General features: G+C 70.6%; 19 protein-coding genes and 3 pseudogenes. 8 read left to right on the top strand and 14 right to left on the bottom strand.

Features of this window, described 5'->3' with window-relative positions; translation table 11 throughout:
• From GA0115254_RS14250 to GA0115254_RS14220, 7 genes and pseudogenes are all read right to left on the bottom strand, one after another.
• A partial coding sequence (locus GA0115254_RS14250) for a DEAD/DEAH box helicase (RefSeq protein WP_093895639.1) occupies nucleotides 1-1,414 on the bottom strand: 1,414 nt, incomplete at its 3' end.
• A 176-nt stretch (nucleotides 1,415-1,590) separates the two neighbouring features.
• Nucleotides 1,591-1,794: a cold-shock protein gene (locus GA0115254_RS14245; RefSeq protein WP_003969786.1), complete on the bottom strand. Its 204-nt coding sequence runs from the start codon at nucleotides 1,792-1,794 to the stop codon at nucleotides 1,591-1,593.
• A gap of 352 nt (nucleotides 1,795-2,146) precedes the next feature.
• Nucleotides 2,147-2,567, bottom strand: a pseudogene (locus GA0115254_RS14240) (acetyl-CoA C-acetyltransferase); the annotation flags it as partial.
• A 49-nt stretch (nucleotides 2,568-2,616) separates the two neighbouring features.
• Entirely contained in the window at nucleotides 2,617-3,228 is a 612-nt protein-coding gene (locus tag GA0115254_RS14235; protein ID WP_176740119.1) for a TetR/AcrR family transcriptional regulator, read from the bottom strand.
• A 163-nt stretch (nucleotides 3,229-3,391) separates the two neighbouring features.
• Complete coding sequence (locus GA0115254_RS14230) at nucleotides 3,392-3,898, bottom strand: pyridoxamine 5'-phosphate oxidase family protein (RefSeq protein WP_093895638.1); 507 nt, start codon at nucleotides 3,896-3,898, stop codon at nucleotides 3,392-3,394.
• Nucleotides 3,899-4,001: 103 nt separating this feature from the next.
• Entirely contained in the window at nucleotides 4,002-4,565 is a 564-nt protein-coding gene (locus GA0115254_RS14225) for a HutD/Ves family protein (protein ID WP_093895637.1), read from the bottom strand.
• Nucleotides 4,562-5,257 (bottom strand): vWA domain-containing protein, encoded by a 696-nt coding sequence (locus GA0115254_RS14220; protein WP_370740874.1) that lies wholly within the window; start codon nucleotides 5,255-5,257, stop codon nucleotides 4,562-4,564. Before GA0115254_RS14220 ends, GA0115254_RS14225 begins: the two co-directional genes overlap by 4 nt.
• Nucleotides 5,258-5,444: 187 nt before the next feature.
• On the opposite strand from GA0115254_RS14220, the gene GA0115254_RS14215 reads away from it, so the two are divergent.
• Nucleotides 5,445-6,368, top strand: coding sequence for a rhomboid family intramembrane serine protease (locus GA0115254_RS14215; protein WP_093895635.1), 924 nt, complete (start codon nucleotides 5,445-5,447; stop codon nucleotides 6,366-6,368).
• Between the two features lie 116 nt (nucleotides 6,369-6,484).
• Here the strand turns inward: GA0115254_RS14215 and GA0115254_RS14210 are convergent, their stop codons facing one another.
• From GA0115254_RS14210 to GA0115254_RS14200, 3 genes and pseudogenes are all read right to left on the bottom strand, one after another.
• A complete protein-coding gene (locus GA0115254_RS14210; RefSeq protein ID WP_093895634.1) occupies nucleotides 6,485-7,945 on the bottom strand; it encodes a glutamate synthase subunit beta in 1,461 nt (486 codons plus the stop codon).
• A pseudogene (gltB, locus tag GA0115254_RS14205) lies at nucleotides 7,938-12,505 on the bottom strand (glutamate synthase large subunit). The gene GA0115254_RS14210 and the pseudogene gltB overlap by 8 nt, the downstream one beginning before the upstream one ends.
• A 475-nt stretch (nucleotides 12,506-12,980) precedes the next feature.
• On the bottom strand, nucleotides 12,981-13,715 hold the full coding sequence (locus GA0115254_RS14200; protein WP_093895633.1) for a VIT1/CCC1 transporter family protein: 735 nt from the start codon (nucleotides 13,713-13,715) through the stop codon (nucleotides 12,981-12,983).
• A 349-nt stretch (nucleotides 13,716-14,064) separates the two neighbouring features.
• On the opposite strand from GA0115254_RS14200, the gene GA0115254_RS14195 reads away from it, so the two are divergent.
• The 7 genes and pseudogenes from GA0115254_RS14195 (at nucleotide 14,065) to GA0115254_RS14165 (ending at nucleotide 21,858) form a co-directional block, all read left to right on the top strand.
• On the top strand, nucleotides 14,065-15,189 hold the full coding sequence (locus GA0115254_RS14195) for an ADP-ribosylglycohydrolase family protein (protein WP_256102573.1): 1,125 nt from the start codon (nucleotides 14,065-14,067) through the stop codon (nucleotides 15,187-15,189).
• The gene (locus tag GA0115254_RS14190; protein ID WP_256102572.1) at nucleotides 15,189-16,463 is read left to right on the top strand and encodes an ADP-ribosylglycohydrolase family protein; all 1,275 of its coding nucleotides are present in this window, start codon (nucleotides 15,189-15,191) and stop codon (nucleotides 16,461-16,463) included. The genes GA0115254_RS14195 and GA0115254_RS14190 overlap by 1 nt, the downstream gene beginning before the upstream one ends.
• Nucleotides 16,408-17,595: an ADP-ribosylglycohydrolase family protein gene (locus tag GA0115254_RS14185; RefSeq protein WP_093895632.1), complete on the top strand. Its 1,188-nt coding sequence runs from the start codon at nucleotides 16,408-16,410 to the stop codon at nucleotides 17,593-17,595. The genes GA0115254_RS14190 and GA0115254_RS14185 overlap by 56 nt, the downstream gene beginning before the upstream one ends.
• Nucleotides 17,592-18,966, top strand: a pseudogene (locus tag GA0115254_RS14180) (ADP-ribosylglycohydrolase family protein). The gene GA0115254_RS14185 and the pseudogene GA0115254_RS14180 overlap by 4 nt, the downstream one beginning before the upstream one ends.
• Nucleotides 18,963-19,847, top strand: coding sequence for a ribokinase (rbsK, locus tag GA0115254_RS14175; protein WP_093895631.1), 885 nt, complete (start codon nucleotides 18,963-18,965; stop codon nucleotides 19,845-19,847). Before GA0115254_RS14180 ends, rbsK begins: the two are co-directional and overlap by 4 nt.
• Entirely contained in the window at nucleotides 19,844-21,043 is a 1,200-nt protein-coding gene (locus tag GA0115254_RS14170; RefSeq protein ID WP_093895630.1) for a CaiB/BaiF CoA transferase family protein, read from the top strand. The genes rbsK and GA0115254_RS14170 overlap by 4 nt, the downstream gene beginning before the upstream one ends.
• Entirely contained in the window at nucleotides 21,040-21,858 is an 819-nt protein-coding gene (locus GA0115254_RS14165; RefSeq protein WP_093895629.1) for an HpcH/HpaI aldolase/citrate lyase family protein, read from the top strand. The genes GA0115254_RS14170 and GA0115254_RS14165 overlap by 4 nt, the downstream gene beginning before the upstream one ends.
• A gap of 288 nt (nucleotides 21,859-22,146) precedes the next feature.
• On the opposite strand, the gene lgt is transcribed toward GA0115254_RS14165, so the two are convergent.
• The 4 genes from lgt to trpB form a co-directional block, all read right to left on the bottom strand.
• On the bottom strand, nucleotides 22,147-23,139 hold the full coding sequence (lgt, locus tag GA0115254_RS14160) for a prolipoprotein diacylglyceryl transferase (protein WP_093895628.1): 993 nt from the start codon (nucleotides 23,137-23,139) through the stop codon (nucleotides 22,147-22,149).
• A gap of 99 nt (nucleotides 23,140-23,238) precedes the next feature.
• On the bottom strand, nucleotides 23,239-24,066 hold the full coding sequence (locus GA0115254_RS14155; protein ID WP_093895627.1) for a DsbA family protein: 828 nt from the start codon (nucleotides 24,064-24,066) through the stop codon (nucleotides 23,239-23,241).
• Nucleotides 24,067-24,141: 75 nt separating this feature from the next.
• Nucleotides 24,142-24,954, bottom strand: coding sequence for a tryptophan synthase subunit alpha (gene trpA / locus GA0115254_RS14150; RefSeq protein ID WP_093895626.1), 813 nt, complete (start codon nucleotides 24,952-24,954; stop codon nucleotides 24,142-24,144).
• Nucleotides 24,951-26,231, bottom strand: a complete 1,281-nt coding sequence (trpB, locus tag GA0115254_RS14145; RefSeq protein ID WP_093895625.1) for a tryptophan synthase subunit beta — start codon at nucleotides 26,229-26,231, stop codon at nucleotides 24,951-24,953. Before trpB ends, trpA begins: the two co-directional genes overlap by 4 nt.
• Nucleotides 26,232-26,450: the final 219 nt, after the last annotated feature.

Genomic DNA, 26,450 nt, shown 5'->3' with positions numbered 1-26,450 from the left:
GCCCGACCGCGTACGCGGCGTTCGGCGGGGTCGGCTGGGGAACCTCGATGACGATCGCGACGCCGGACGGCTCACGGGCCCCGGTGATCCGGGTGAGTTCCTCGTCGCTGGACTTGATCCGGGTGGTCCGCGGAGCGATGCCCGCATCGGCCATCAGCCGGGTCATCTCCCGCTTCTCCTCCGGCAGCACCAGGGTGACGACGCTGCCGGACTCCCCGGCACGCGCCGTGCGCCCGCCACGGTGGAGGTAGTCCTTGTGATCGGTCGGCGGGTCCACGTTCACGACCAGGTCGAGGTCGTCGACATGAATGCCGCGCGCTGCCACATTGGTCGCGACGAGCGCGGTGACCTGGCCGTTCTTGAACTGGTCCAGCGTCCGGTTGCGCTGCGGCTGCGAACGCCCGCCGTGCAGGGCAGCAGCCCGTACACCGCTGGCGAGCAGCCGCTTGGCGAAGCGGTCGGCCGCACGCTTGGTGTCCACGAACATGATCACCCGGCCGTCGCGGGCGGCGATCCTGGTGGCGACGGCCTTCTTGTCGGTCTCGTCGGCCACGTGCAGCACATGGTGCTCCATGGTGGTGACCGCGCCCGCGGACGGGTCGACCGAGTGCACGACCGGGTCGGTCAGGAACATCTTGACCAGCCGGTCGATGTTCTTGTCCAGGGTCGCGGAGAAGAGCATCCGCTGACCGTCCGGCTCGACCTGCTTGAGCAGCGCGACGACCTGCGGCATGAAGCCCATGTCCGCCATCTGGTCGGCCTCGTCGAGGACGGTGATGGCGACCTGGTCGAGGCGGCAGTCGCCGCGCTCGATGAGGTCCTTCAGCCGTCCGGGCGTGGCGACGAGCACCTCGGCGCCGCGGCGCAGCGTGCCGGACTGCTTGCTGATCGACATGCCGCCGACGACGGTGGCCAGGCGCAGGTTCACGGACGTCGCGTACGGCGTCAGCGCGTCGGTGACCTGCTGGGCGAGCTCACGGGTCGGGACGAGAACCAGTGCGAGCGGGGCGCGCGGCTCCGCGCGCCGTCCACCGGTGCGGGCCAGCAACGCGAGGCCGAAGGCGAGGGTCTTGCCGGACCCGGTGCGGCCGCGGCCGAGGATGTCCCGGCCGGCGAGCGAGTTCGGCAGGGTGGCGCCCTGGATCGGGAACGGATCGGTGACGCCCTGCGCGGCAAGGGTTTTCAGCAGGGCTGCGGGCATGTCCAGCTCGGCGAACGCCTCGACGGCGGGCAGTGCGGGGGTCATGGTTTCGGGCAGGGCGAATTCGCCCTGCGGCGGCGTGGCCCTGCGACGGGGCGACGCCTTGCCGGATCCCTTGCCGGAACCCTTAGCGGTTGCCTTTGCCGGGGCCGTGCCGCGCCCCCTCGACGGGCGGTTGCGGGCGGGTCGGTCCTGGCGTTCGGAGCGGGTCATACGGAATTGCCCTCCTGGGGGATTCCTGAGGATTCCTAGGGATTCCTGGGAACTGCGTGGGACTGCTGGGGAGCTCTGCGGGACGGCGCGTTTCTTCGCCATGTCCCGGGGACAGCACAAGCCGGGACCCGCACCTTCACGGTGCGGGCCCCGGCTGCGAGGTACGCGTCCGGCAATCAGGCCGGGACGATGTTCTCCGCCTGCGGGCCCTTCTGGCCCTGCGTGACGTCGAAGGAGACCTTCTGGCCTTCCTGGAGCTCACGGAAGCCCGAGGTGGCGATGTTGGAGTAGTGGGCGAAGACGTCGGCGCCGCCGCCGTCCTGCTCGATGAAGCCGAAGCCCTTTTCCGAGTTGAACCACTTCACGGTTCCAGTAGCCATGTCATTCTCCTAAAAGAGGTGCAGTGCCGGAAATCCGCACTTTACGAATTCCAAGTCGCCGCATTGAGCCCCATCCGGAGAAAGCCGGAAAACAATAATGCGCCTGAGGAAGCATTCCCGTCAGGCGCACATAAAGTTCATGGGTACCAAAACTGCAACTCGGCAACCGTAGCACGTTCTGCCGACCGGCGGTGGAACACGCCGCGCCGCCGGCCGACGGATTTTCTGCCCGGGCCCTTGGGGTAACTGCCCCGGAGGGAGCTCGGAACTCTGCCGAAACTGTTCCAGGAGCCGTGCCGTAGCGGTTCGGTGACCTGGTCGGTAGGCCGGTCAGGGGCCGGAGCGGAGGTCCGAGCCGTTCGGTGATCGTCACGTCGGCCTGGCCGCCGCCCTCGCACATGCTCTGCAGCCCGTAGCGGCCGCCGGCGCGCTCCAGTTCGTGCAGCGGCGTCGTCATCAGTTTTGTACCGGTTGCGCCGAGCGGGTGACCCAGGGCGATCGCGCCGCCGTTGACGTTGACCTTGTCCGGGTCGGCTCCGGTTTCTTTCAGCCAGGCCAGGACGACCGGGGCGAATGCCTCGTCGATCTCGCCCAGGTCGATGTCGCCGATGGTCATCCCGCTCTTTTTGAGCGCGTGCGCGGTGGCCGGGATCGGCGCCGGACAGCATGCGGATCGGGTCCTCGCCGCGCACCGACAGGTGGTGGATGCGGACGCGCGGGGTGAGACCGTGCTCGGCCACGGCGCGCTCGGAGGCGATGAGCAGGGCGGCGGCGATGTGTGCCTCGGCCATGACTTCTGCTCCCCGGTGAGCCCGGGTGGGGTCAGGTGTCGAGGGCGATGCCGTCCAGAACCATCGAGAGGTACTGGCGGGCGATCTCCTCGGGGCTGTGCTGTCCGCCCGGCCGGTACCAGGACGCCGCGACCCAGACGGTGTCGCGGACGAAGCGGTAGGTGAGGCGGATGTCGAGGTCGGCGCGGAAGGTCTTGTCGGCGACGCCGCGTTCCAGCGTGCCGAGCCAGGCCTTCTCGAACTTCTGCTGGGAGTCGACGAGGTACTGGAAGCGTGGCTGGGTGGCCAGGTGCTTGGACTCCTTCTGGTAGATGGCGACGGCGGCGCGGTGCCGGTCGATCTCCCGGAAGGACTCGGTGACGAGGGCCTCGATGGTCTCCCGGGGGCCGAGTCCGGCGGCCAGCACCGCGTCGTACCCGTCCCAGAGTTCGGTGAGGAAGGTCGAGAGGATCTCGTCGATCATCGATTCCTTGGAATCGAAGTGGTAGTAGAGGCTGCCCGCGAGCATCCCGGCCGCGTCCGCGATCTTGCGGACGGTGGTGGCGTTGTATCCCTGCGCGGCGAACACCTCGGCGGCGGTGGCGAGCAGTTCGCGGCGGCGCTCGGGCGAGGGGGTCACCTGGGGCTTCTTCTTGGTAGGCACCCGCCCATTCTCCGCCCGGCCGTCCTCCCGTCAGGCATGCCGGTTGCCGGCGGAGACGACTTCGCCCGTCATGTACGAGGAGTGGCCGCCGGCGGTCAGCCGGCGGGTGTGCGCGTTCAGCCGGCGGGCGTGCGCGTCGCCGATGACGATGCGGGCGCCCTCCTCAGAGGATCTCGCTCAGTGAGCCCTCGTCGTTGCCCCTTCGGAAGGTGCGCAGCGGGTGACCGGGGCGCCACACCTGGATGACCAGGGTGTCGCCGCCTTCGAGACCGGTGCGTGCCACCTCGGTCAGCTCCACCCGGAAGAGATGGAAGGGTTCCGGCGGCTTCACCTCCTCGATGAAGCGGCCCAGCACGGCGGGGTCGGTCACCTCCACCGCGCGGCCGGAGAGCCGGACGTCCCCGTCGGCCATCTCGGCGTCCGGTCCGGGGTTGGCCTGCATCGCGAACCGCGGATCGCGCAGCAGGTCCAGCGCCTTGCGCGAGTTCGGCATCATGCCGAGGAACGGCTCACCCAGCCGGAAATCCACTTCGAGGCCGGTCACGCGCGGTGATCCGTCCTTGCGCAGGGTCGCCAGGACGTGGTGCTTGTACTGCTGGAAGCGGGTACGGACGGTGTCGGCGAAGGCCGGCTCCGCCGACTGGAACTCTTCCCAGGAACTCGATGTCATGCGTCCATGGAACCTTGGAATCCCGACATCTTCTGTCTGCTTTTCCCGGCCGCACCCGATCGTCCGCGCAGCTTCCGGGCTCCCGCCGTCCGCCGGGTGCCCGTCATCCGTCCGACAGGGTGACCAGCAGGGCCCAGCCCTGGGTCCGGAGCACGCCCGGCGTTCCCTCCCGCATCAACAGCGCGTCGTAGCGGTCGAGTTCGATGCCCGAGCCGTCGACCACCGCACCGTCCTCCAGCGCGACGGCCAGAACCGCTCCGCCCTCGGGCACCGACAGCCGGACGGTGCCGCGTACCACCGCGACCTCCGCGCTCGTACGCTCCCTGCGGTACATCACATTGAAGTTCACGACCGGGCCGCCGAGCAGCCGGCCCTCCGTCTCCAGGTCACCGGGGAAGTCGTGCGGCCAGTACTGCTCGTCGACGATGTGGTGCTCGCCGCCCACCATGAGGTCCATCCCGGCGCCCTCGACCACGGTCAGCGTGCGGTCGACCCCGGGGAACGAGGAGAACGGCCCGTCCTGGGACACCTCGGCAAGGCTGACCCGCCAGTCGAAGGCGTCCAGCGGCGCACCCTCGGGGTACGCCGCGATCTCCCGGGTGACTCCCCCGCCGTTCTTCCAGGGCGTGGCGGTACGGTCGGCCGCCCGCAGCACCCGGGCCGTCACTTGACGATCCCCTGTGCCCGGGCCGCGGCCAGCCACTGCGGGAATTCGGCGACCAGCCGGTCGTACAGTTCGGCGTCCGGGACCTTGCGCGGGTCGAGTCCGGCGTGGAAGAAGCCGGCGTTGTCGATGGGGCGCTTGGCGGGCACGGCCAGTTCGTCGAGCTTGTGCAGGAAGTCGAACTGCGTACTCCGCTTGTTGCCGAAGCCGATGAACTGCCAGAACAGTGGCAGTTTCGCCGCCTTGCACAGATAGCGTTCCGCCGCGTGCTTGCTGATCGGGCCGCCGTCCGTCTGGAAGACGACGAGCGCGGGGGCGGTCGAGCCGCCGTCGATGTAGTGGTCGATGACCGCGTCCATGGCCAGGTGGTAGCTGGTCTTCCCCATGTGCCCCAGGCCGGCCACGATCTCGTCGACCCGGCCGCGGTGGTTGTCCAGGGCTATGTCGGTGACGGCGTCGATGTCCGTGGAGAAGAAGAGGACGGGGACGCGGCCGTCGTCGTCCAGATGCGCCGAGAGACCCAGCACCCGGTCCGCCAGGGCCTGGACGCTGCCGTCCTTGTAGTACTCCATCATGGAGCCGGAGTAGTCGAGCACCAGATAGACCGCTGCGCGCTCCCCGCCCATGCCGTACTTCGTCAGCGAGACCGAGGCGCTCTTGTAGAGGCTTACCAGTGCGGGGGCGGTCTCCTCCATCTTGCGGAGGCTGATGGCCGGACCTCTTGCGGCGGACGAGCCGACCATGCGGATGCTCCGATCCTCGATGTCTCAGAACCCTGAGCGTAAGGCACCCGGATATACCCGGGTCGGCGGTGTTCGCTATCTTGATCGCCGCCGTCCCCACCGGCCGCTCGTGTCCGCCCACCCGTGAAGGAGCCGCGCCGTGGAGGCCGCGATCACCACCTGTTACCGCCATCCGTCCTACGAGACGTATGTGAGCTGCACCCGCTGCGAGCGGTTCATCTGCCCCGACTGCATGCGTGAGGCCGCCGTCGGTCACCACTGCGTGGAGTGCGTGAAGGAGGGGCAACGCTCGGTCCGGCAGGCGCGCACGGTGTTCGGCGGCGCGGTGTCGAGGGCCGCTGTGCCGCTCGTCACCTACATCCTGATGGGTCTCAACATCCTTGTGTATCTGGGCGAGTTGGTCCGTCCGGGGATCGTCGACCGGTTCGCGATGCTCGGTGCGGGACTGACCGGTCCGGACGGGAGCCAGTACGTCTACCAGGAAGGTGGCTTCCCCGGCTTCGATGTGACCGGTGTGGTGGACGGCGAGTGGTACCGGCTGCTGACCGGGGCCTTCCTGCATCTCCCGCCGGACGCGTCGTCCTTCGGCTCGCTGCCGTTCGGGGTGCTGCACATCCTTTTCAACATGTACGCGCTGTGGAACCTGGGCCGGGTCGTCGAGGGGCAACTGGGCCGTGCCCGGTACCTCGCGCTGTATCTGCTGTCCGCGCTGGGCGGTTCGGTCCTGGTGTATCTGATCGCGCCGTTCGACGGCGCGGTGGGTGCCTCGGGTGCGATCTTCGGTCTCGGCGCGGCGTTCTACGTCATCAACCGGCGCCTCGGCCGGGACATGCAGGCGGTGAACCGGTTCATGGCCGGGTTCCTGATCTGGATGCTGATTTCCGCCGGATTCACCTCGTGGCAGGGCCACTTGGGCGGGCTGCTGACGGGGGGCATCGTCACGGTCGCTTACGCGTACGCCCCGGCGAAGCGGCGTACGACGATCCAGGCCGCCGCGGGTGTGGTGCTGCTCGCCGTACTGATGCTGCTGGTGGTGCTCAAGACGTCCGCGCTGACGGGCTGAGCCTGCGCCCGTCCCCGGATGCGCCACGGCGCCTGCCGAGATCGTCCGGTCGGGGACGGGCAGGCGCCGCGTTCAGTTCCGTACGCCTTTGTACGGGACGTCTTTGTGTGCCGTGATCAGACCGTCAGGGCACGGTCCGTCGGGCGGATCGGGGCTGGCAGTTCGCTGGCTCCGGTCAGGAAGCGGTCCACACCGCGCGCCGCGGAGCGGCCCTCGGCGATGGCCCACACGATGAGGGACTGACCGCGGCCCGCGTCACCGGCGACGAAGACTCCGCCGACGTTGGTGGCGTAGTCCGCGTCGCGCGCGACATTACCGCGCTCGTCGAGCTCCAGGCCGAACTGCTGGACCAGGCCGTTGGACTGGTCGGTGCCGGTGAAGCCCATCGCGAGGGTGACGAGCTGTGCGGGAATCTTCCGCTCGGTGCCGGGCTTCTGCTCCAGCTTGCCGTCCTTGAACTCCACCTCGATCAGGTGCAGGGCCTGGACGTTGCCGTCCTCGTCGCCCTCGAAGTGGGTGGTGGAGACGGAGTACACGCGCTCGCCGCCCTCCTCGTGCGCGGAGGTGACCTTGTAGAGCATCGGGAAGGTCGGCCAGGGCTGGTTGGCGTTCCGGTCCTCACCCGGCCGCGGCATGATCTCCAGCTGGGTGACGGAGAGCGCGCCCTGGCGGTGGGCGGTGCCGACGCAGTCGGCGCCGGTGTCGCCGCCGCCGATGACGACGACGTGCTTGCCCTCGGCGGTGATCGGGGAGACCGTCAGGTCGCCCTCCTGCACCTTGTTGGCGAGCGGCAGGTACTCCATGGCGAAGTGCACGCCGTTCAGCTCACGGCCCGGGACGGGCAGATCGCGGGAGACGGTGGCACCGGCGGCGATGACGACCGCGTCGTACCGGCGGCGGAGCTTGGCGGCGTCGATGTCCTTGCCGATCTCCACCTCCGTACGGAACTTGGTGCCTTCCGCGCGCATCTGCTCGATGCGGCGGTTGATGTGCGACTTCTCCATCTTGAACTCGGGGATGCCGTACCGGAGAAGACCTCCGATGCGGTCCGCGCGCTCGAAGACGGCGACCGTGTGGCCGGCCCGGGTCAGCTGCTGGGCCGCGGCGAGACCCGCCGGGCCCGAGCCGATGACGGCGACGGTCTTGCCGGAGAGCCGCTCGGGCGGCTGCGGGGTGACGTCGCCGCTGTCCCACGCCTTGTCGATGATGGAGACTTCGACGTTCTTGATGGTGACGGCCGGCTGGTTGATGCCGAGCACACACGCCGACTCGCACGGGGCCGGGCAGAGCCGCCCGGTGAACTCCGGGAAGTTGTTCGTGGCGTGCAGGCGCTCGGACGCCGCAGTCCAGTCCTCGCGGTAGGCGTAGTCGTTCCACTCGGGGATGAGGTTTCCGAGCGGGCAGCCGTTGTGGCAGAACGGGATGCCGCAGTCCATGCAGCGGCCGGCCTGCTTGCTGATGATCGGGAGCAGCGAGCCCGGAACGTAGACCTCGTTCCAGTCCTTGACGCGCTCGCCCACGGGGCGGGTCTCGGCGACCTCGCGCCCGGTGGTCAGGAAGCCCTTGGGGTCAGCCATTGGTCGCCGCCTCCATCATCTTCTCGGTGGTCTCCTGTTCGGAAAGACCGGCGAGCTCAGCGGCGTCCTTGGCGGCGAGCACTGCCTTGTAGGTGGATGGGATGATCTTGCTGAAGCGGGAGACACCGCCGTCGGCGCTGTCCCACTCGGCAAGCAGCTTCTCGGCGACCGTGGAACCGGTCTCCTCCTGGTGGCGGCGCACCACATCGTGCAGCCACTGCTTGTCGGTGTCGGAGAGGGTCTCGATCGCACCGAGGTTGCCGACGTTGACGTTGTCGCGGTTCAGGTCGACGACGTACGCGACGCCGCCCGACATGCCTGCGGCGAAGTTGCGTCCGGTCTCGCCGAGCACGACGGCGTGCCCGCCGGTCATGTACTCGCAGCCGTGGTCGCCCACGCCTTCCGAGACGACCGTCGCGCCGGAGTTACGGACGCAGAACCGCTCGCCGGTCCGGCCGCGGAGGAACAGCTCGCCGCCGGTGGCGCCGTAGGCGATGGTGTTGCCCGCGATGGTGGAGTACTCGGCGAGGTGGTCGGCGCCACGGTCCGGGCGGACGATGACGCGGCCGCCGGAGAGGCCCTTGCCGACGTAGTCGTTGGCGTCGCCCTCCAGGCGCAGCGTCACACCGCTCGGCAGGAACGCGCCGAACGACTGGCCGGCGGAGCCGGTGAAGGTGACGTCGATGGTGTCCTGCGGCAGGCCGGCACCGCCGAACTTCTTCGTCACCTCGTGGCCGAGCATGGTGCCGACGGTCCGGTTGATGTTCCGGATCGCGATCTGGGCCCGGACCGGCTGGGCGGCCTCGGCGCTCTCCGCGTTCAGGGCGTCGGCGGCGAGCTTGATCAGCTCGTTGTCGAGGGCCTTGGCGAGACCGTGGTCCTGCTCGACCAGCTGGTGCCGGACGGCACCTTCGGGCAGCTCGGGAACGTAGAACAGCGGCTCCAGGTCGAGGCCCTGCGCCTTCCAGTGCGTGATCGCACGGTCGGTGTCGAGCAGCTCGGCGTGGCCGACGGCCTCTTCGATCGTACGGAAGCCCAGCTCGGCGAGGAGCTCACGGACTTCCTGGGCGATGAACTCGAAGAAGTTGACGACGTACTCGGCCTTGCCGGAGAACCGACTCCGCAGGACCGGGTTCTGGGTGGCGATGCCGACCGGGCAGGTGTCCAGGTGGCAGACCCGCATCATGACGCAGCCCGAGACGACGAGCGGCGCGGTCGCGAAACCGAACTCCTCGGCGCCCAGCAGCGCGGCGATGACGACATCGCGGCCGGTCTTCAACTGGCCGTCGGTCTGCACGACGATCCGGTCACGCAGACCGTTGAGCAGCAGGGTCTGCTGGGTCTCGGCGAGGCCGAGCTCCCAGGGGCCGCCCGCGTGCTTCAGCGAGGTGAGCGGGGATGCGCCCGTTCCGCCGTCGTGGCCGGAGATCAGGACGACGTCCGCGTGCGCCTTGGAGACACCCGCGGCAACCGTGCCGACACCGACCTCGGAGACCAGCTTCACATGGATGCGGGCCGCCGGGTTGGCGTTCTTGAGGTCGTGGATCAGCTGAGCCAGGTCCTCGATGGAGTAGATGTCGTGGTGCGGCGGCGGGGAGATCAGACCGACACCCGGGGTGGAGTGCCGGGTCTTCGCGACCCACGGGTAGACCTTGTGGCCGGGCAGCTGGCCGCCCTCGCCGGGCTTGGCACCCTGCGCCATCTTGATCTGGACGTCGTCCGCGTTGACCAGGTACTCGCTGGTCACACCGAAGCGGCCGGAGGCGACCTGCTTGATCGACGAGCGGCGCGCCGGGTCGTAGAGCCGGTCGGCGTCCTCGCCGCCCTCACCGGTGTTGGACTTGCCGCCCAGCTGGTTCATGGCGATGGCGAGGGTCTCGTGCGCCTCACGGGAGATCGAGCCGTACGACATGGCGCCGGTGGAGAAGCGCTTGACGATGTCGGAGACGGACTCGACCTCGTCGACCGGGATCGCCTCGCGGTCGCTCTTGAAGCCGAACAGACCACGCAGCGTCATCAGGCGCTCGGACTGCTCGTTCACCCGGTCCGTGTACTTCTTGAAGATGTCGTACCGCTTGTTGCGCGTGGCGTGCTGGAGGCGGAAGACCGTCTCCGGGTCGAACAGGTGCGGCTCGCCCTCGCGGCGCCACTGGTACTCGCCGCCGATCTCCAGCGCGCGGTGCGAGGCGGAGATGCCGGAGGCGGGGTAGCCCTTGGCGTGCCGGGCGGCGACCTCCTTGGCGACGACATCGAGTCCGGCGCCGCCGATCTTGGTCGCGGTGCCGTGGAAGTACTTCGCGACGAAGTCCTCGTCCAGGCCGACGGCCTCGAAGACCTGGGCACCCCGGTAGGAGGCGACGGTCGAGATGCCCATCTTGGACATGACCTTCAGGACGCCCTTGCCGAGCGCGTAGATCAGGTTCCGGATGGCCTTCTCGGGCTCGATGCCCTCGATGAACGTACCGGCGCGGACCAGGTCCTCGACGGACTCCATCGCCAGGTACGGGTTGACCGCGGCGGCGCCGTAGCCGATCAGCAGCGCGACGTGGTGGACCTCGCGGACGTCCCCGGCCTCGACCAGCAGACCCACCTGGGTGCGCTGCTTGGTGCGGATGAGGTGGTGGTGGACGGACGAGGTGAGCAGCAGCGACGGGATCGGGGCGTGCTCGGCGTCGGAGTGCCGGTCGGAGAGGACGACCAGGCGGGCGCCGTCCTCTATGGCGGCGTCGACCTCGGCGCAGATCTGTTCGATCCGCGCGGCAAGGGCTTCGCCGCCGCCGCCGACCCGGTAGAGACCGGAGAGCGTGGCGGCCTTCATGCCCGGCATGTCGCCGTCGGCGTTGATGTGTATCAGCTTGGCCAGCTCGTCGTTGTCGATCACCGGGAACGGCAGCGTGACGCTGCGGCACGAGGCGGCGGTCGGCTCCAGCAGGTTGCCCGACGGGCCGAGCGTGGAGCGCAGCGAGGTGACGAGCTCCTCGCGGATGGCGTCCAGCGGCGGGTTGGTGACCTGTGCGAACAGCTGGGTGAAGTAGTCGAAGAGCAGCCGGGGCGCTCGGAGAGCGCGGCGATCGGCGAGTCCGTGCCCATCGAGCCGAGCGGCTCGCCGGCGGTGCGGGCCATCGGCGCGAGGATGACGCGGAGCTCTTCTTCGGTGTAGCCGAAGGTCTGCTGGCGACGGGTGACGGAGGCGTGCGTGTGCACGATGTGCTCCCGCTCGGGGAGGTCCTCCAGCTCGATCTCGCCGGCCTCCAGCCAGTCCTGGTACGGCTGCTCGGCGGCGAGCGCGGCCTTGATCTCGTCGTCCTCGATGATGCGGCCCTCGGCCGTGTCGACGAGGAACATCTTCCCGGGCTGGAGGCGGCCCTTGCGGACGACCTTCGCGGGGTCGATGTCCAGGACACCCACTTCGGACGAGAGCACGACGAGGCCGTCGTCGGTGACCCAGTAGCGGCCGGGGCGCAGACCGTTGCGGTCCAGGACCGCGCCGACCTGGGTGCCGTCGGTGAAGGTGACGCAGGCCGGGCCGTCCCAGGGCTCCATCATCGTGGAGTGGTACTGGTAGAAGGCGCGCCGGGCCGGGTCCATCGAGTCGTGGTTCTCCCACGCCTCGGGAACCATCATCAGCACCGAGTGCGGCAGCGAACGGCCACCGAGGTGGAGCAGCTCCAGGACCTCGTCGAAGGAGGCGGAATCGGAGGCGTCCGGGGTACAGACGGGGAAGATCCGGTCCAGCTGCGCAGCCCCGAAGAGGCTGGTGGCGAGCTGGGACTCGCGGGCCTTCATCCAGTTGCGGTTGCCCTTGACCGTGTTGATCTCGCCGTTGTGCGCGACGAAGCGGTACGGGTGGGCGAGCGGCCAGCTCGGGAATGTGTTGGTGGAGAACCGCGAGTGGACCAGTGCGACGGCGGTGGCGAAGCGGCGGTCGGAGAGGTCGGGGAAGAACGGCTCCAGCTGCCCGGTGGTGAGCATGCCCTTGTAGACGATCGTGCGGGCGGAGAGCGAGGGGAAGTACACCCCGGCCTCCCGCTCGGCGCGCTTGCGCAGCACGAAGGCCTTGCGGTCGAGCGCGATGCCGGTGCTCTCGCCGTCCGCGACGAAGAGCTGGCGGAACTCGGGCATGGTGGCGCGGGCGCCCTTGCCGAGGATGTCCGGGGTGACCGGGACCTGGCGCCAGCCGAGGACCTTGAGGCCCTCCTCGGCGGCGATCTTCTCAAGCTTCCGGACGGCCTCGGTGGAGTCGTCCGCGGGGAGGAAGGCGATACCGACGGCGTAGGCACCGGCCTCCGGGAGGTCGAAGGCGGCCTCGTCGCGGAGGAAGGCGTCCGGGACCTGGAGGAGGATTCCGGCGCCGTCACCGGAGTCGGGCTCGGATCCGGTGGCACCGCGGTGTTCGAGGTTGCGCAGTACGGTCAGCGCCTGCTCGACCAGCTCATGGCTGGCCACACCGGTCAGAGTGGCCACGAACCCGACGCCACAGGCGTCGTGCTCGTTACGGGGGTCGTACATCCCCTGCTGGGCGGGGCGACCGTCCATGGGCGACCAGGCGTCGGTACGCATCGGCTCTCCCGTCGTCGTCGTGGCATATGCAGTGCCGAGGGACGACGTTGGCCCTCTGCGAAATTTCGTGCGGGTTACATGATGGGGCGCTTCTCAAGAAGTGGATAGCCCGTTCCAACATGCGGACACCGGATGAGGCGGTGAGGGTGGGTCGCAGTCGGAGGAATCGGCGCCCGGGGGACCGCAGAGAGCAGGCGTCGTTGCCCGCGGTGTCTACGGCTCATGCCCGGCGGCAAAGGAAACGAAACCGCCAGGTAACGGCTAATTATGCGCAGCCTTGTATAGAGACTCATTTTACGCCGGGGAAAGCCGTCAGCCCAGAGGCGGAAGCCAAGACGTACGTCACACGGATGGCGGACGCATGACGGAAACAAGCCCGACCTCCCATTTGCCGGCCGGGCTGAAGCCCGTCCGGCATCTGGAGGACAAAGCCTTCAGCCGGACGGGCCCGATGTCACGCTCCTGCCGCGGAGCCCTAGCCTCCGACGGCCACACCGAACAACGTGCCCAGACCGTAGGTGATCGCCGCCGCGGCCCCGCCCAGCACCAGCTGACGCAGCCCGCTGTACAGCCAGCTGCGCGCCGTCACCCTGGCCACCACCGCACCGCAGGCGAACAGCCCGACCAGCGCGAGCAGCACGGCCGGCCACAGCGCACTCGCACCGAGCAGATACGGCAGTACGGGCAGCAGGGCGCCCAGCGCGAACGCACCGAACGATGACACGGCGGCGACGAGCGGCGAGGGCAGATCGCCCGGGTCGATGCCGAGCTCCTCGCGGGCATGGATCTCCAGGGCCTGCTCCGGGTCGCGCGACAGCTGCCGTGCGACCTCGCGGGCGAGCTCGGGCTCGACGCCACGGGACTCGTAGAGCTCGGCGAGCTCCCGCTCCTCGTCCTTGGGGTGCTTGCGCAACTCGCGCCGCTCGACGTCGAGTTCGGCCTCGACGAGCTCGCGCTGCGAGGCGACGGAGGTGTATTCGCCGGCCGCCATGGAGAACGCACCGGCGGCCAGGCCCGCCAGACCGGTGATCACAATCGTCTGCTGGGAGACGGCACCGCCCGCGACGCCGGTCATCAGCGCGAGGTTGGAGACCAGCCCGTCCATGGCACCGAACACTGCCGGGCGCAGCCAGCCACCGTTCACATCGCGGTGGCTGTGGTTGTCGCGGTGCGCCTCGTGCAGTACGGCGTCGGTCTCGATGATGGACACAGCTCTCCCCTTCTCCGGCAGCGGGTTTCACGCGCTCCGCCCCCGCTCAACACCATCGAAAGTACGCACGAAAATGGCCCCCCGCCAGCAAGGCAGGCCGTACTTACCTGCCCCTGTGACCAGGTGAGTACGGCCTGACTTACCGCCTCTGAGCCGTCATCCGACTGGCCCTTTTGTTGCGATTATCGGCCTCTGTCGGGGCTCCGCGTGGCACAGATCGAGCAGGCACGAGAACTGGCTCGGTGTGAGCGAAGGGTCGACGCGATGGGGTTGACTGCAGGAAATCCGGCAGAGCCGCGAACGGGCGGTACGGAGGCGGCGGGACGGGGCGGCGACGGACCGGGGCGAGGTGTCGCGGGGAGACCTGGGCGACCGGGCCCGGGGCTCCCTGCTCGGTCTCGCGGTCGGTGACGCGCTGGGCGCACCGGCGGAGAATCTGCGGCCGTCCGAGATCCGTCGTCGCTGGGGCCGGATCGAGGGCTTCGTGAGCGACGACCCCGCGGGAACGGACGACACGGAGTACGCGATCTTCTCCGGGCTGCTGCTCGCCCGGCACGGTTCGGCGCTGACCGTCACCCATGTGGAGCGGGCCTGGCATCTGTGGATCGCCGACCTGGACGAGGGGCCGTTCCGCGGCGCCGGGTTCAGTGAGCGGGGCACCCTGGAGAATCTGCGCCGGGGCCTCGCCGCCCCGATCTCCGCCCAGCACCGGCATGCCTGGAGCGACGGCCTGGCGATGCGGGCGGCGCCGTTCGGCGTCTTCGCGGCGGGCCGGCCGGACGAGGCGGCGCGGCTGGTCGCGGTGGACGGGCGGGTCAGCCATGACGGGGAGGGCATCTACGGCGGCCAGGCGGTGGCGGCCGGGGTGGCCGCCGCGATGGTGGGCGCCGGGGTCGCGTCGGTGATCGCCGCCGCGCTGTCCGTCATTCCCATGGACTCCTGGACAGCGCGCTCGCTGCGGCGCGCGGTGGCGGCCGCACAGCGCACGTACCCCGACCGGCTCACCGGGGAACGCGCGGTGCGCTCCGCGGTCGTCGTCGGCGGCTATCCGTGGACGGACCTGGCGCCCGAGGCGGTCGGTCTGGCCTTCGGCGCGTTCGCGGCGGCGCGCGGCGACTTCCGTACGGCGGTGCTGACCGCGGTCAACATGGGCCGCGACGCGGACACGACGGCCGCGGTGGCGGGGGCCCTGGCCGGCGCCCTGCATGGGGCGTCCACGATTCCGCGGCACTGGGGGGAGGCGATCGGCCCGGTCCGGGGCACCTGCCTGCCGTCGATGCGGGGCTACCACGTCCTGGACATCGCGGAGTTGCTCACCCCGGACGACGCGGACGAGGTGTACAAGGGCGCGCGGGACGACGCCGGTACGCCGGAGGGCGACCCGGCGCGGGGCGCCGGCACCGGCACCGAGTACGCGCCGCCCGGCACCCTGTCCGCAGTCTCCCCCATCACGGGCGCAACGGTGGTGGAGTGATGACCACCGCGCGCGGCACTCAGGAGGGCCCCCACCGGGACGCCCCGCACGATGCCTCCCGTATCCGCACCCGGCCCGCCCCCGGGCGCAGGGCCCGGACCGAGGGATTGTTGCTCGGGCTCGCCTCCGGGGACGCCGCCGGGTGGCCGGCCGCGCGGCACCGGGCCGCCAGGATGCCCGAGTGGACCCGGCGCCTCACCCGGGAGCTCGACACCTTCGCCGAGCAGAACGCCACGACCACGCTGCCCGTACCCATCGCGCTCAACCAGCCGCCCGAACCCCTGCGCCTCGGGCCCTCCGACGACGCCGAATGGGCGGCATTCGCCGCCGGGACCGTGCTCACCTCGGCGGCCGGTCCGCTGCACGGGCTGTCCCCCGAACGCCGGATGCGGGCCGCCATCGACGTCGCCTGGAACGCTCTGGCGGCCGAGGTCGCCGCGGCTGCCGCCCGTGCCCCCGAGGTCGAGTCCGCGGTGCTCCCCCTGCGCGCCCGGATCTCGGTGCGGGCCGGGCTCGGCAATCTCGCCGCCGGGTTGCGCCCGCCCGCCACCGGGCACGACAACCCGCACTACTTCGACGACGCGGCCTGCGTACGGGCCGCCGTGCTCGCCGTCGTCCACCCCGCGGACCCCGCCGCAGCCGCCGACCTCGCCGAGTTCGACGCCCGCTACACCCAGGACGGCGACGGTGTGCACGGTGCCCGCGCGATGGCGGCCGCGATCGCCGAGGCCCTGGGCGGTGCGGACGTGGACACCGCGGTGAACGCCGCGCTCGCCCAGCTCCCCGACGGCACGGAGATCGCCCGCAACGCCGCCCACGCCGTCCGGATCGCCCGCGACTTCGTCGGCGAGGCGGCCGGCGCGTTCGCCCTCGTGCCGGTGCTGGAACATCAGATCGTGGACCACGTCTACAGCTACGGGATCGCCGCCGCGGAGACCGTCCCGGTCGCCCTCGCCCTGGCCACCGCGGCCCGCGGCCAGATCGCCCAGGCCATTCCCGCAGCTGCCTGCCTGTCACGGGTGGCCGACTCGGCGCCCGCGCTGGCCGGCGCTCTGACCGGCGCGCTCGGCGGCATCGGCGCCCTCCCGGACGGCTGGCGGGAGGCCTGCCGCACGCTGGCGGGGTGCGCGCTGCCCCGACTCGCGGGGACCGATCTCGTCGAACTCGCCGGGTTGCTGGCAGACGCGGAACCGAAGCCCACGGGTGGACAATTCGGACATGACATCCACGACGCCCACGCGGTCCGAGGCGAGGACCACGGCACTCACACTTGATGAACGGATCACGGGAGCGCTCGTCGGCGCCGCGGTCGGCGACGCGCTCGGCGGTCCGGTCGAGGGCCGGCCCCCCGAGCAGATCGTGGCACGCCACGGCGGGCGGATCAGCGGCATCGTCGGCCCGTGGGACGGCGACGACTGGCGTACCGCCCGCCCCATCGCCCCGTACCACAAGGGCGACGGACACGTCACCGACGACACTTTGATGACCCATGCGCTGGTACGGGTGTACGGCACCGTGCGCGACCATCTCGACGCGTACGCGATCGCCGACCATCTCGTGCCGGAGCTGATCTCCACCCCCCGTTGGATCCCGGAGCTGGAGGCCGACGCGCTGCCGCTCCAGCGGATCTTCCTCGCCGAGAAGTGGATCGTCGCGCGGCTGCACTACGGGCATGTCGATCCGCGCGAGGCGGGCTCCGGAAACATCGTCAACTGCGGTGCGGCGATGTACATGGCACCGGTCGGTCTGGTCAACGCCGCCCACCCGCAGGCCGCGTACGCCGAGGCGCTGGATATCGCCGGTGCCCATCAGTCCTCGTACGGCAGGGAGGCGGCCGGAGTCCTCGCGGCGGCCGTCGCCGCCGCCTGCGCCCCGGACGCGACGCCCGCCACCGTCGTCGACACCTGTCTGTCGCTCGCCAAGGACGGGACGCGCGCCGCCATCGAGGCGGTGTGCGAAGTGGCCGTACGGCACCGTGACTTCGAGTCGGCGCTGGCCCCGCTGCGTACCGCCGTCGCGCCTTTCGACACCGTCGGCCCCGACTACCGCGCCCCGTCCCTCGGCGCCCGCCGGCCGTCCCGGCTGCACTCCATCGAGGAGCTCCCCATCGCGCTCGGCATGCTGCTGGTCGCGGACGGCGACTACCGGCACGCCGTCCTCGGCTCGGTCAACTACGGCCGGGACTGCGACTCGATCGCCACGATGAGCGGCGCGATCGCGGGCGCGCTCCACGGGGAGCGGGCGATCCCCGCCGCCTGGGTGAGAACGGTCGCCGAGGCCAGCCGGCTCGATCTGCACGCCCCCGCCCGGACCCTGGCCGACGTCTCCCGCGACGTGTTCGTACGGGACACGGCCCGGCGCCGTGCGCACGAGTCGGCGTTCGCCGCGCTGGTGGGTACGCCATGAAGGTACGGGTGACGTGGGTGCAGCCCGAGGACCTGGTCGGGCACGAGCTGCGCCAGGCGGCCGAGGACGGACGGGACGCGCGAGCCATCGCGCGCCGGTGGTACGAGGCGGGCGGCGCCCCCGCCCCGGAGCGCGCGGGCGCGTCGACCCCCTGCGGCACCCGAGCTGCGCGCGCTCGCCGAACGACTGCTCGACGAACTCGCTCTGCTGGAATCACCGTTGGAGGCTGACGAGCCGACGGAGCTGACCGCGATCCGGGCCGCCTGCCCGGACTGGCCGGCCCCCCGCACGGACCCGCCGCCGGTGAGTCAGGACCGCCTGCACGCCGCCTGGCTGGGCCGGGCCGCGGGCTGCCTGCTCGGCAAACCCGTCGAGAAACTGCCGCTCGCCGGCATCCGCGCACTGGCACGCGCCACCGGCAACTGGCCGCTGGCCACCTGGTTCACCGCCAAGGGGCTGCCCGCCGAACTCGCCGCCACCTACCCCTGGAACCGACGCTCCGCACCCACCTCCCTGGCCGAGAACATCGACGGCATGCCGGAGGATGACGACCTCAACCACCCGCTCCTCACCCTCCTGTTGCTCCAGCGGTACGGCCCGTCCTTCACCACCTGCGATCTCGCCCGGCTCTGGCTCGACGAACTCCCGGCCGGCCGGACGTTCACCGCCGAGCGGATCGCGTACCGCAACCTGCTCGACGGGATCGAGCCCCCGCACACCGCCAGGTACCGCAACCCGTTCCGGGAGTGGATCGGTGCCCAGATCCGGGCCGATGTGCACGGCTGGACGCATCCGGGCGACCCGTCGGCCGCGGCGGAGCAGGCACACCGGGACGCCGTCCTCACTCACACCGCCAACGGGGTGTACGGAGCGATGTTCACCGCCGCGGCGCTCGCCGAGGCGGCCGGCGGTGAGAGTGGTGTGCACGGCGCTCTGGCCGCCGGGCTGCGTGTGGTCCCGCCGCGTTCACGGTTCGCGCACGCGGTGCGCCTCGGCGTCGGGGCGGCCCGCGGCGAGAGCGACTTCGACGCGGTGGCCGACCGGCTGCACGCCGAGTACGGCGGCTACCACTGGGTCCATGTGCTGCCCAACGCCGCACTGCTCGCCGCCGCTCTCACGCACGCCGACGGCGACTTCTCCGACTCCATCTGCCGTGCCGTGTCGGGTGGTTGGGATACCGACTCGAACGGCGCGACTGCCGGTTCGCTCGCCGGTCTGCTGGCCGGGAGCCCCGACGCGCTGCCCGACCGCTGGACCACCCCGCTGAAGAACCGCCTCGCCACATCCGTCCCCGGTTTCGACTCCATCGGCTTCGACGCACTCGCCGGACAGACCCACCGGCTCACCCACAAGGAGGCACACCGCCCATGACCGGCATCGCGGTGCTCGGCAGCACCAATATGGACCTTGTCGCATACGTCGCACGGGCTCCGGAGCGCGGAGAGACCGTCACCGGACGGGAGTTCCGCACCATCCCCGGCGGCAAGGGCGCCAACCAGGCCGTCGCCGCCGCCCGCGCGGGCGGCGAGGTGATGATGATCGGCGCGGTCGGCGACGACGAGTACGGCACCCTGCTGCGGTCCAACCTGGAGCACGCCGGCGTCGACACCGATCTGCTGCACACCGCGGAAGGCCCCAGCGGCACCGCGCACATCGTCGTCGACGACATGGGCTCCAACTCCATCGTGGTGATCCCCGGCGCCAACGGCACCGTCACCGCTCTCGGCCCCGGTGAATCGGCCGCCATCGCCGGGGCCGATCTGCTGCTCCTCCAGTTGGAACTGCCGCTGCCCGCCGTGATGGAGGGCGCGCGGGTGGCCCACGCCCAGGGCGTACGGACCATCCTCACCCCGTCCCCCGTACAGCCCCTGCCTTCCGAACTCCTCGACTGCATCGATCTGCTGATCCCCAACGAGCACGAGGCGGCCGAGCTCACCGGCTCCGCGGATCCCCATGCGGCAGCACAGATCCTGCTCAGCCAGGTCCCGGCGGTCGTCGTCACACTCGGCTCGAAGGGCTGCCTCTACGCGGCCCGGGGCGGCGAACCCATCCTCCTTCCCGCCCCCGAGGTCACCGCCGTCGACACCACCGGGGCCGGGGACACCTTCGTCGGCACGCTCGCCGTGGCGCTCGGCGAGCGACGGCCCGTACCGGAGTCCATCGCGTGGGCGTCGTCCGCCGCCGCGCTCTGCGTACAGAGGCCGGGCGCCTCGACCTCCATGCCGTACCGCAGCGAGATCGACGCCGCATGAACGCGACTGCGCAGGCACCTCTGACCGGACTGCGGGTCATCGACCTCGCCACGCTCTTCGCAGGCCCCCTCTCCGCCACCATGCTCGGCGACTTCGGCGCCGAGGTGATCAAGGTCGAACATCCGCGCAAGCCGGATCCGTCGCGCGGGCACGGCCCCACGAAGGACGGCGTCGGCCTGTGGTGGAAGCTGCTCGGCCGCAACAAGCGCAATCTGACGCTCGATCTGTCCAGCCCCGGCGGGCGCGACATCCTGCTCCGGCTGGCCGCCGGGACCGATGTGATCATCGAGAACTTCCGGCCCGGGACGCTGGAGCGCTGGGGCCTCGGCTGGGCGGAACTGCACGCCGTCAACCCCCGGCTGGTGCTGGCCAGGGTCACCGGCTTCGGCCAGTTCGGCCCGTACGCGCACCGCCCCGGTTTCGGCACACTGGCCGAGGCGATGAGCGGATTCGCCGCGATCACCGGCGAACCGGACGGGCCGCCCACGCTGCCGCCGTTCGGGCTCGCCGACTCGATCGCGGCACTGGCCACCGCGTACGCCGTGATGGCCGCACTCGCCGGACGCGACAGGAGCGGGGAGGGGCAGATCGTCGACATGGCGATCATCGAGCCGATTCTGACGGTGCTCGGCCCGCAGCCGGTCTGGTACGACCAGCTCGGCTACGTACAACCGCGCACAGGCAACCGCTCCCGGAACAACGCCCCGCGCAACACGTACCGCACATCCGACGGCCACTGGGTGGCCGTCTCCACCTCCGCGCAGTCGATCGCCGAACGCGTCATGCGTCTGGTCGGCCGGGCCGAGCTGATCGACGAACCCTGGTTCGGCTCCGGCACCACCCGCGCCGAGCACTCCGACGAGCTCGACGCGGCGGTGGGCGACTGGATCGCCCGGCACACCCGTGAGGACGCGGTCTCCGCGTTCGAGAAGGCGGAGGCGGCGATCGCACCCATCCACGACATCCGGGACGTGATGGAGGACCCGCAGTACCGGGCCCTGGACTCCATCACCGAGGTCGACGACCCGGAGCTGGGGCCACTACGGATGCAGAACGTCCTGTTCCGTCTCTCGGGGACACCGGGCGCGATCCGCTGGGCGGGCCGGCCGCACGGTGCGGACACCGACGAGATCCTCACCGGGCTGGGTCTGTCGGGCCCGGAGATCGCCGCGCTGCGGGCGGAGCAGGTCCTGTGACGGCGACGGTCCCCCTCACCTTGCTGTACGTCCCCGGGGACCGGCCCGAGGTGGTGCGCAAAGCGCGCGACTCGGGAGCGGATGTGGTGATCGTCGATCTGGAGGACGCGGTCGCGCCGGACCGCAAGGAGTACGCACGGTCCGCCACCGCCGAGCTCCTGTCCGAGGCGGTCGAGGAGACGGCGGCGCCGATCCATGTCCGGGTCCACACCGAGGCGGACATCCTCGCCCTGGCCGGGCTGCCGGGCCTCGCCGAACTCCGGCTGCCGAAGATCACGCATGCGGCGTCCGTCCATCACATCGCGGCTGTGGCACCGGGGGTCGCGCTCTGCCCGCTGCTGGAATCGGCGCTCGGCATCGAGCACGCGTACACGGTTGCCGCCTCCCATCCCCAGGTCCGCTCCATCGCCCTGGGCGAGGCGGACCTCCGGGCCGATCTGGGGGTGCGGGAGGACGCCGGGCTCGACTGGTCGCGCAGCCGGGTCGTGGTCGCCGCCCGCGCGGCCGGGCTCGCGCCACCCACCCAGTCGGTGTTCCCGGACGTACGGGACCTGGACGGCCTCCGGGCGTCCTGCGCGCATGGCCGGGCGCTGGGTTTCCTGGGCCGGGCGGCGATCCATCCCCGCCAGCTCCCGGTCATCGAGCGGGCGTTCCGCCCGACGGCACAGGAGGTCGAGGCGGCGAAGGAGATCGTGGCGGCGGCCGTGACGGACGAGGGCGCGCTGGCTCTCCCCGACGGCCGGTTCGTCGACGCGGCGGTAGTGGCATCGGCCCGCCGCACGCTGACGCTGGCACAGACACAGGGTGGCGGGTGAGGTGTGGACGGGTTCCGGCACGGTCCCACCCACCTGAGAGGTCCGTCCTCGATCGCACGGGCGGGCTTGATTCTGTCCACCCGGCGTTCGAGCACAGGCGCGGGTTCGGTCCCTCCGCCCGGCGACCGCGAACACCGACGGTGCAAGGCCGAAATCAAGCCCGCCGAGGGGTTCCTCCCACGCTCCCTCGACGCCATGGATCGAGGACACGATCTCGGTCGCGGGCCCGCATGAAGCGTGGGGCCCCGAACCATACGGTTCGGGGCCCCACCTGCAAGCGCACACGGCTCAGCCGTTCTTCGCCGCCTCCGCGGTGCCGTTCTTCTCCGGCGCCATTGCCGCACTGTCCTCGGCGTGCCCGGCATCACCGTCCGCGTCCGCCTCCGGGGCAGCGTCGGACACGGTGGCGCCGTCCGCGTCGCCCGCGACGTCACCGCCCTCCGCGCCCTCGTCGACTTCGGCGTCCACCGCGTTCGGTTCCACGATCTCCTCGCGCCCCGGCCGTACCTTCGCCGAGATCACGATGTACGCCACCGCCAGCACGAACACGATCCCCGCGGTCCACACATTGAGCCGTACGCCCAGGATGTGGTGGGCCTCGTCGACCCGCATGTACTCGATCCAGCCCCGCCCCGCGCAGTACGCGGCGACGTACAGCGCGAACGCCCGGCCGTGTCCGAGCCTGAAGCGCCGGTCCGCCCAGATCACCAGCAGGGCGACGCCGATGCACCACAGCGACTCGTACAGGAACGTCGGGTGGTACGTACCGGCGACCCGGTTGGGTCCCTCGCTGATCTTCAGCGCCCACGGCAGATCGGTCGGCTTGCCGTAGAGCTCCTGGTTGAACCAGTTGCCCCAACGGCCGCAGGCCTGGGCCAGGGCGATACCGGGGGCGAGCGCGTCGGCCCAGGCCGGCAGCGGAATCCCGCGGCGGCGGCAGCCGATCCAGGCACCGACGGCGCCGAGCGCGATCGCACCCCAGATGCCGAGGCCGCCCTGCCAGATCTTGAAGGCGTCGACCCAGTTCTCACCGTCGCTGAAGTACAGCTGGTAGTCGGTGATGACGTGATAGAGCCGGCCGCCGACAAGGCCGAAGGGCACGGCCCAGACGGCGATGTCGGCAACGGTGCCGGCTCTGCCGCCCCGGGCGATCCAGCGCTTGTTGCCGAACCAGACGGCGACGAAGACACCGATGATGATGCAGAACGCGTAGCCGCGGAGCGGGATCGGGCCGAGATCGATCACGCCGGTCGACGGACTGGGAATGTAGGCAAGGTCCATGGCAGGGTCGACGCTACCTTGCCGGGTGGGGCGTACGGCAACCCACCCGACAACGTCTGGGTAACGGGCAGGTCATTTGTTCCCGCTGTCGGACGCCGCTCAGGAGCCCGACGGCGCCGGGGTGACCGTGCCCGGCTTCTTGCCCTTGTTGGCCTCGGCGACCCACTTCTTCAGGTTGGCCGCGGTGATCGGTTCGCTCCCCTTCTTCGGGAAGATCGACTCGCCGTTGAGCAGTGCGGTCGGTGTGCCCTCGAATCCGGCCTTCAGGAACGCCGTGTTGGACTTCTTGACCCAGCTGTCGTGCTTGCCGTCCTCCACACAGCCGCGGAAGCCGGCGGTCTCGAGTCCCGGGACCTTCCCGGAGAGCTCGATCAGCTTGGCGTTGTCGGCGAAGGCGTCGACGGACTCCTGCGGCTGGTTGCGGTAGAGGACGTCGTGGTACGCGGAGAACTTGCCGGCGTCCTGTGCGCAGGCCGCGGCGTTGGCCGCCCGCAGCGAGCCGCTGCCGCCGAGATTCCGGTCGATGATCGTGGCGAGGTGGTACTCGACCTTGATCTGTCCGGTGCGCTCCAACTGGTGGATGGTGTCCCGGAACGCGTTCTCGAACTGGGCGCAGACCGGGCAGCGGAAGTCTTCCCAGACGGTGAGCGTGGACGGGGCGTTGTCCGCACCCACCTGGATGGCCAGGCTGTCCTTGCCGGTCGCACCGGACGGCGCGACGGCGGGGCCCGCCGTCTTGCTCTTGCCGCCGTTGTCGCCCGTGTTCGCGGCGATCACGCCGACGACGGCGGCCAGCGCCAGCACACCCACCAGGCCGGCGCCGACGATCAGCATCCGCCTGCGGCGCTCGCGCGCCTTCTGGCGCTCCCGCTGCTGGACGAGCCGGTCTCGCGCGGCTCTTTTTCCCTGTTCGTTCTTCTCGCTCACACCCGCAGCAACGACCCGGGGAGGCACGTGCGTGCCTCCCCGGGTCCAGGTCCACCCGTTTGGATTACACCCGATTCAGCGCTTTCGAACGCCTTCGGCGAGTTCGCCCGCCAGGGAGCGGACCGCGGCCAGGCCCGCCTCCTCGTCGGGGGCGTCGAGCATGCCCTTGACGAAGGCCGAGCCGACGATCACCCCGTCGGCGAAGCCCGCGACCTCGGCGGCCTGTCGGGCGTTGGAGACGCCGAGTCCGACGCAGACGGGGAGGGACGTGGTGGCACGTGTGCGCGCGACCAGGTCCTGGGCCTGCTCGCCGACGGACTCGCGGGTACCCGTGACACCCATCAGCGAGGCCGCGTAGACGAAGCCCGAGCCGACCGCCGTGATGGTGGCGAGGCGCTCGTCCTTGCTGCTCGGCGCGACGACGAAGACGGTCGCGAGACCGTGCTTGTCAGCGTGTTCACGCCACAGTTCGGATTCCTGGACCGGCAGGTCGGGCAGGATGCACCCGGCGCCGCCCGCCTCGGCGAGCTCGGCCGTGAAGCGCTCGACACCGTACCGGTCGATCGGGTTCCAGTACGTCATGACGAGGATCGGGACACCGGTCGCCTCGTACGCCTCGCGGACCGTGCGCATCACGTCGGCGATCTTCACACCGCCGCGCAGGGCGATGTCGTCGGCCGTCTGGATGACCGGCCCGTCCAGCACCGGGTCGCTGTGCGGCAGCCCCACCTCGACGATGTCCGCGCCGCCCGCCACGACGGCCTTCACGGCGGCGATCGCGCCGTCGACGGTCGGGAAGCCTGCCGGGAGGTACGCGATGAGCGCGGCCCTGTTCTCCGCCTTCGCCTGCGCGAGGGACGAACTCAACAACTCCACGTTGCCGCTCACTTGGTGACCTCCTCTTCCCCGTCGGCCGCGTCGGCCTCGACGACCCCATTGACCTCGTCGTACAGCCCGAAGTAACGGGCTGCCGTGTCCATGTCCTTGTCGCCGCGGCCGGACAGATTGACCACGAGCAGTCCGTCCTTGCCGAGCTCCTTGCCGACCTCCAGGGCTCCGGCCAGCGCGTGGGCGCTCTCGATGGCCGGAATGATCCCTTCGGTGCGGGAGAGGAGGCGCAGCGACTGCATGGCGGCGTCGTCGGTGACCGCGCGGTACTCGCCGCGGCCGATGTCCTTGAGGTACGCGTGCTCCGGGCCGATGCCCGGGTAGTCGAGGCCGGCCGAGATGGAGTACGGCTCGGTGATCTGGCCCTCGTCGTCCTGGAGGACGTAACTGCGCGAGCCGTGCAGGATGCCGGGCTCGCCCGCGGTCAGGGTCGCCGCGTGCTCGCCGGTCTCCACACCGTGTCCGGCGGGCTCGCAGCCGATCAGCCGGACGTGCGCGTCCGGGATGAAGGCGTGGAAGAGCCCGATGGCGTTGGAGCCGCCGCCGACGCAGGCGATGGCGGCGTCCGGCAGCCGGCCGGTCCGCTCCAGGATCTGGCGGCGGGCCTCGACGCCGATGACGCGGTGGAAGTCGCGGACCATGACGGGGAAGGGGTGCGGTCCGGCGACGGTGCCGAAGAGGTAGTGCGTGTGGTCCACATTGGCGACCCAGTCGCGGAACGCCTCGTTGATGGCGTCCTTCAGGGTCCTGGAGCCGGACCTCACGGCGATGACCTCGGCGCCGAGCATGCGCATCCGCGCCACGTTCAGCGCCTGCCGCTCGGTGTCGATCTCACCCATGTAGATGGTGCATTCGAGGCCGAAGAGCGCGCAGGCGGTCGCGGTGGCGACGCCGTGCTGGCCGGCTCCGGTCTCGGCGATGACCCGGGTCTTGCCCATGCGCTTGGTGAGCAGCGCCTGCCCCAGCACGTTGTTGATCTTGTGCGAGCCGGTGTGGTTCAGGTCCTCGCGCTTGAGGAAGATCCGGGCGCCGCCCGCGTGCTCGGCGAAGCGCGGGACCTCGGTCAGCGCGCTGGGGCGGCCGGTGTAGTTGACCATGAGCTCGTTGAGCTCGGCGGCGAAGGCCGGGTCGGCCTTCGCCTTGTCGTACTCGACGGCGACCTCGTCCACGGCGGCGACGAGCGCCTCCGGGATGAACTTGCCGCCGAACGCACCGAAGTACCCCTCGGCGCTGGGGATCAGACCCTCCGGGTCCGGAATGAAGAAGTCAGATGACATCCGACGTGCTCCTCGACATTGCAATGGGTGGGTTCACCGTATGCGCCGTGAGCGGAGCGCCGCCGCGACCGGTTGCGGTCGGGCGTGCGGTCGTACGTACGACAGGAGTGGTGCAGGTACGTCGGCCGGGGCTCGCTACAGCGCGGACCCCGTGCGCCATCGCATGCCGTTGACCTGGCCGGGCTCGTCGCCGATCACGTACCGCACACGCCTGCCGTG

The organism is Streptomyces sp. Ncost-T10-10d (assembly GCF_900091955.1).
Lineage (GTDB): Bacteria > Actinomycetota > Actinomycetes > Streptomycetales > Streptomycetaceae > Streptomyces.
The sequence above is the reverse complement of the archived record's forward strand: the minus strand, read 5'-3'. Positions and strand labels throughout refer to the sequence as shown.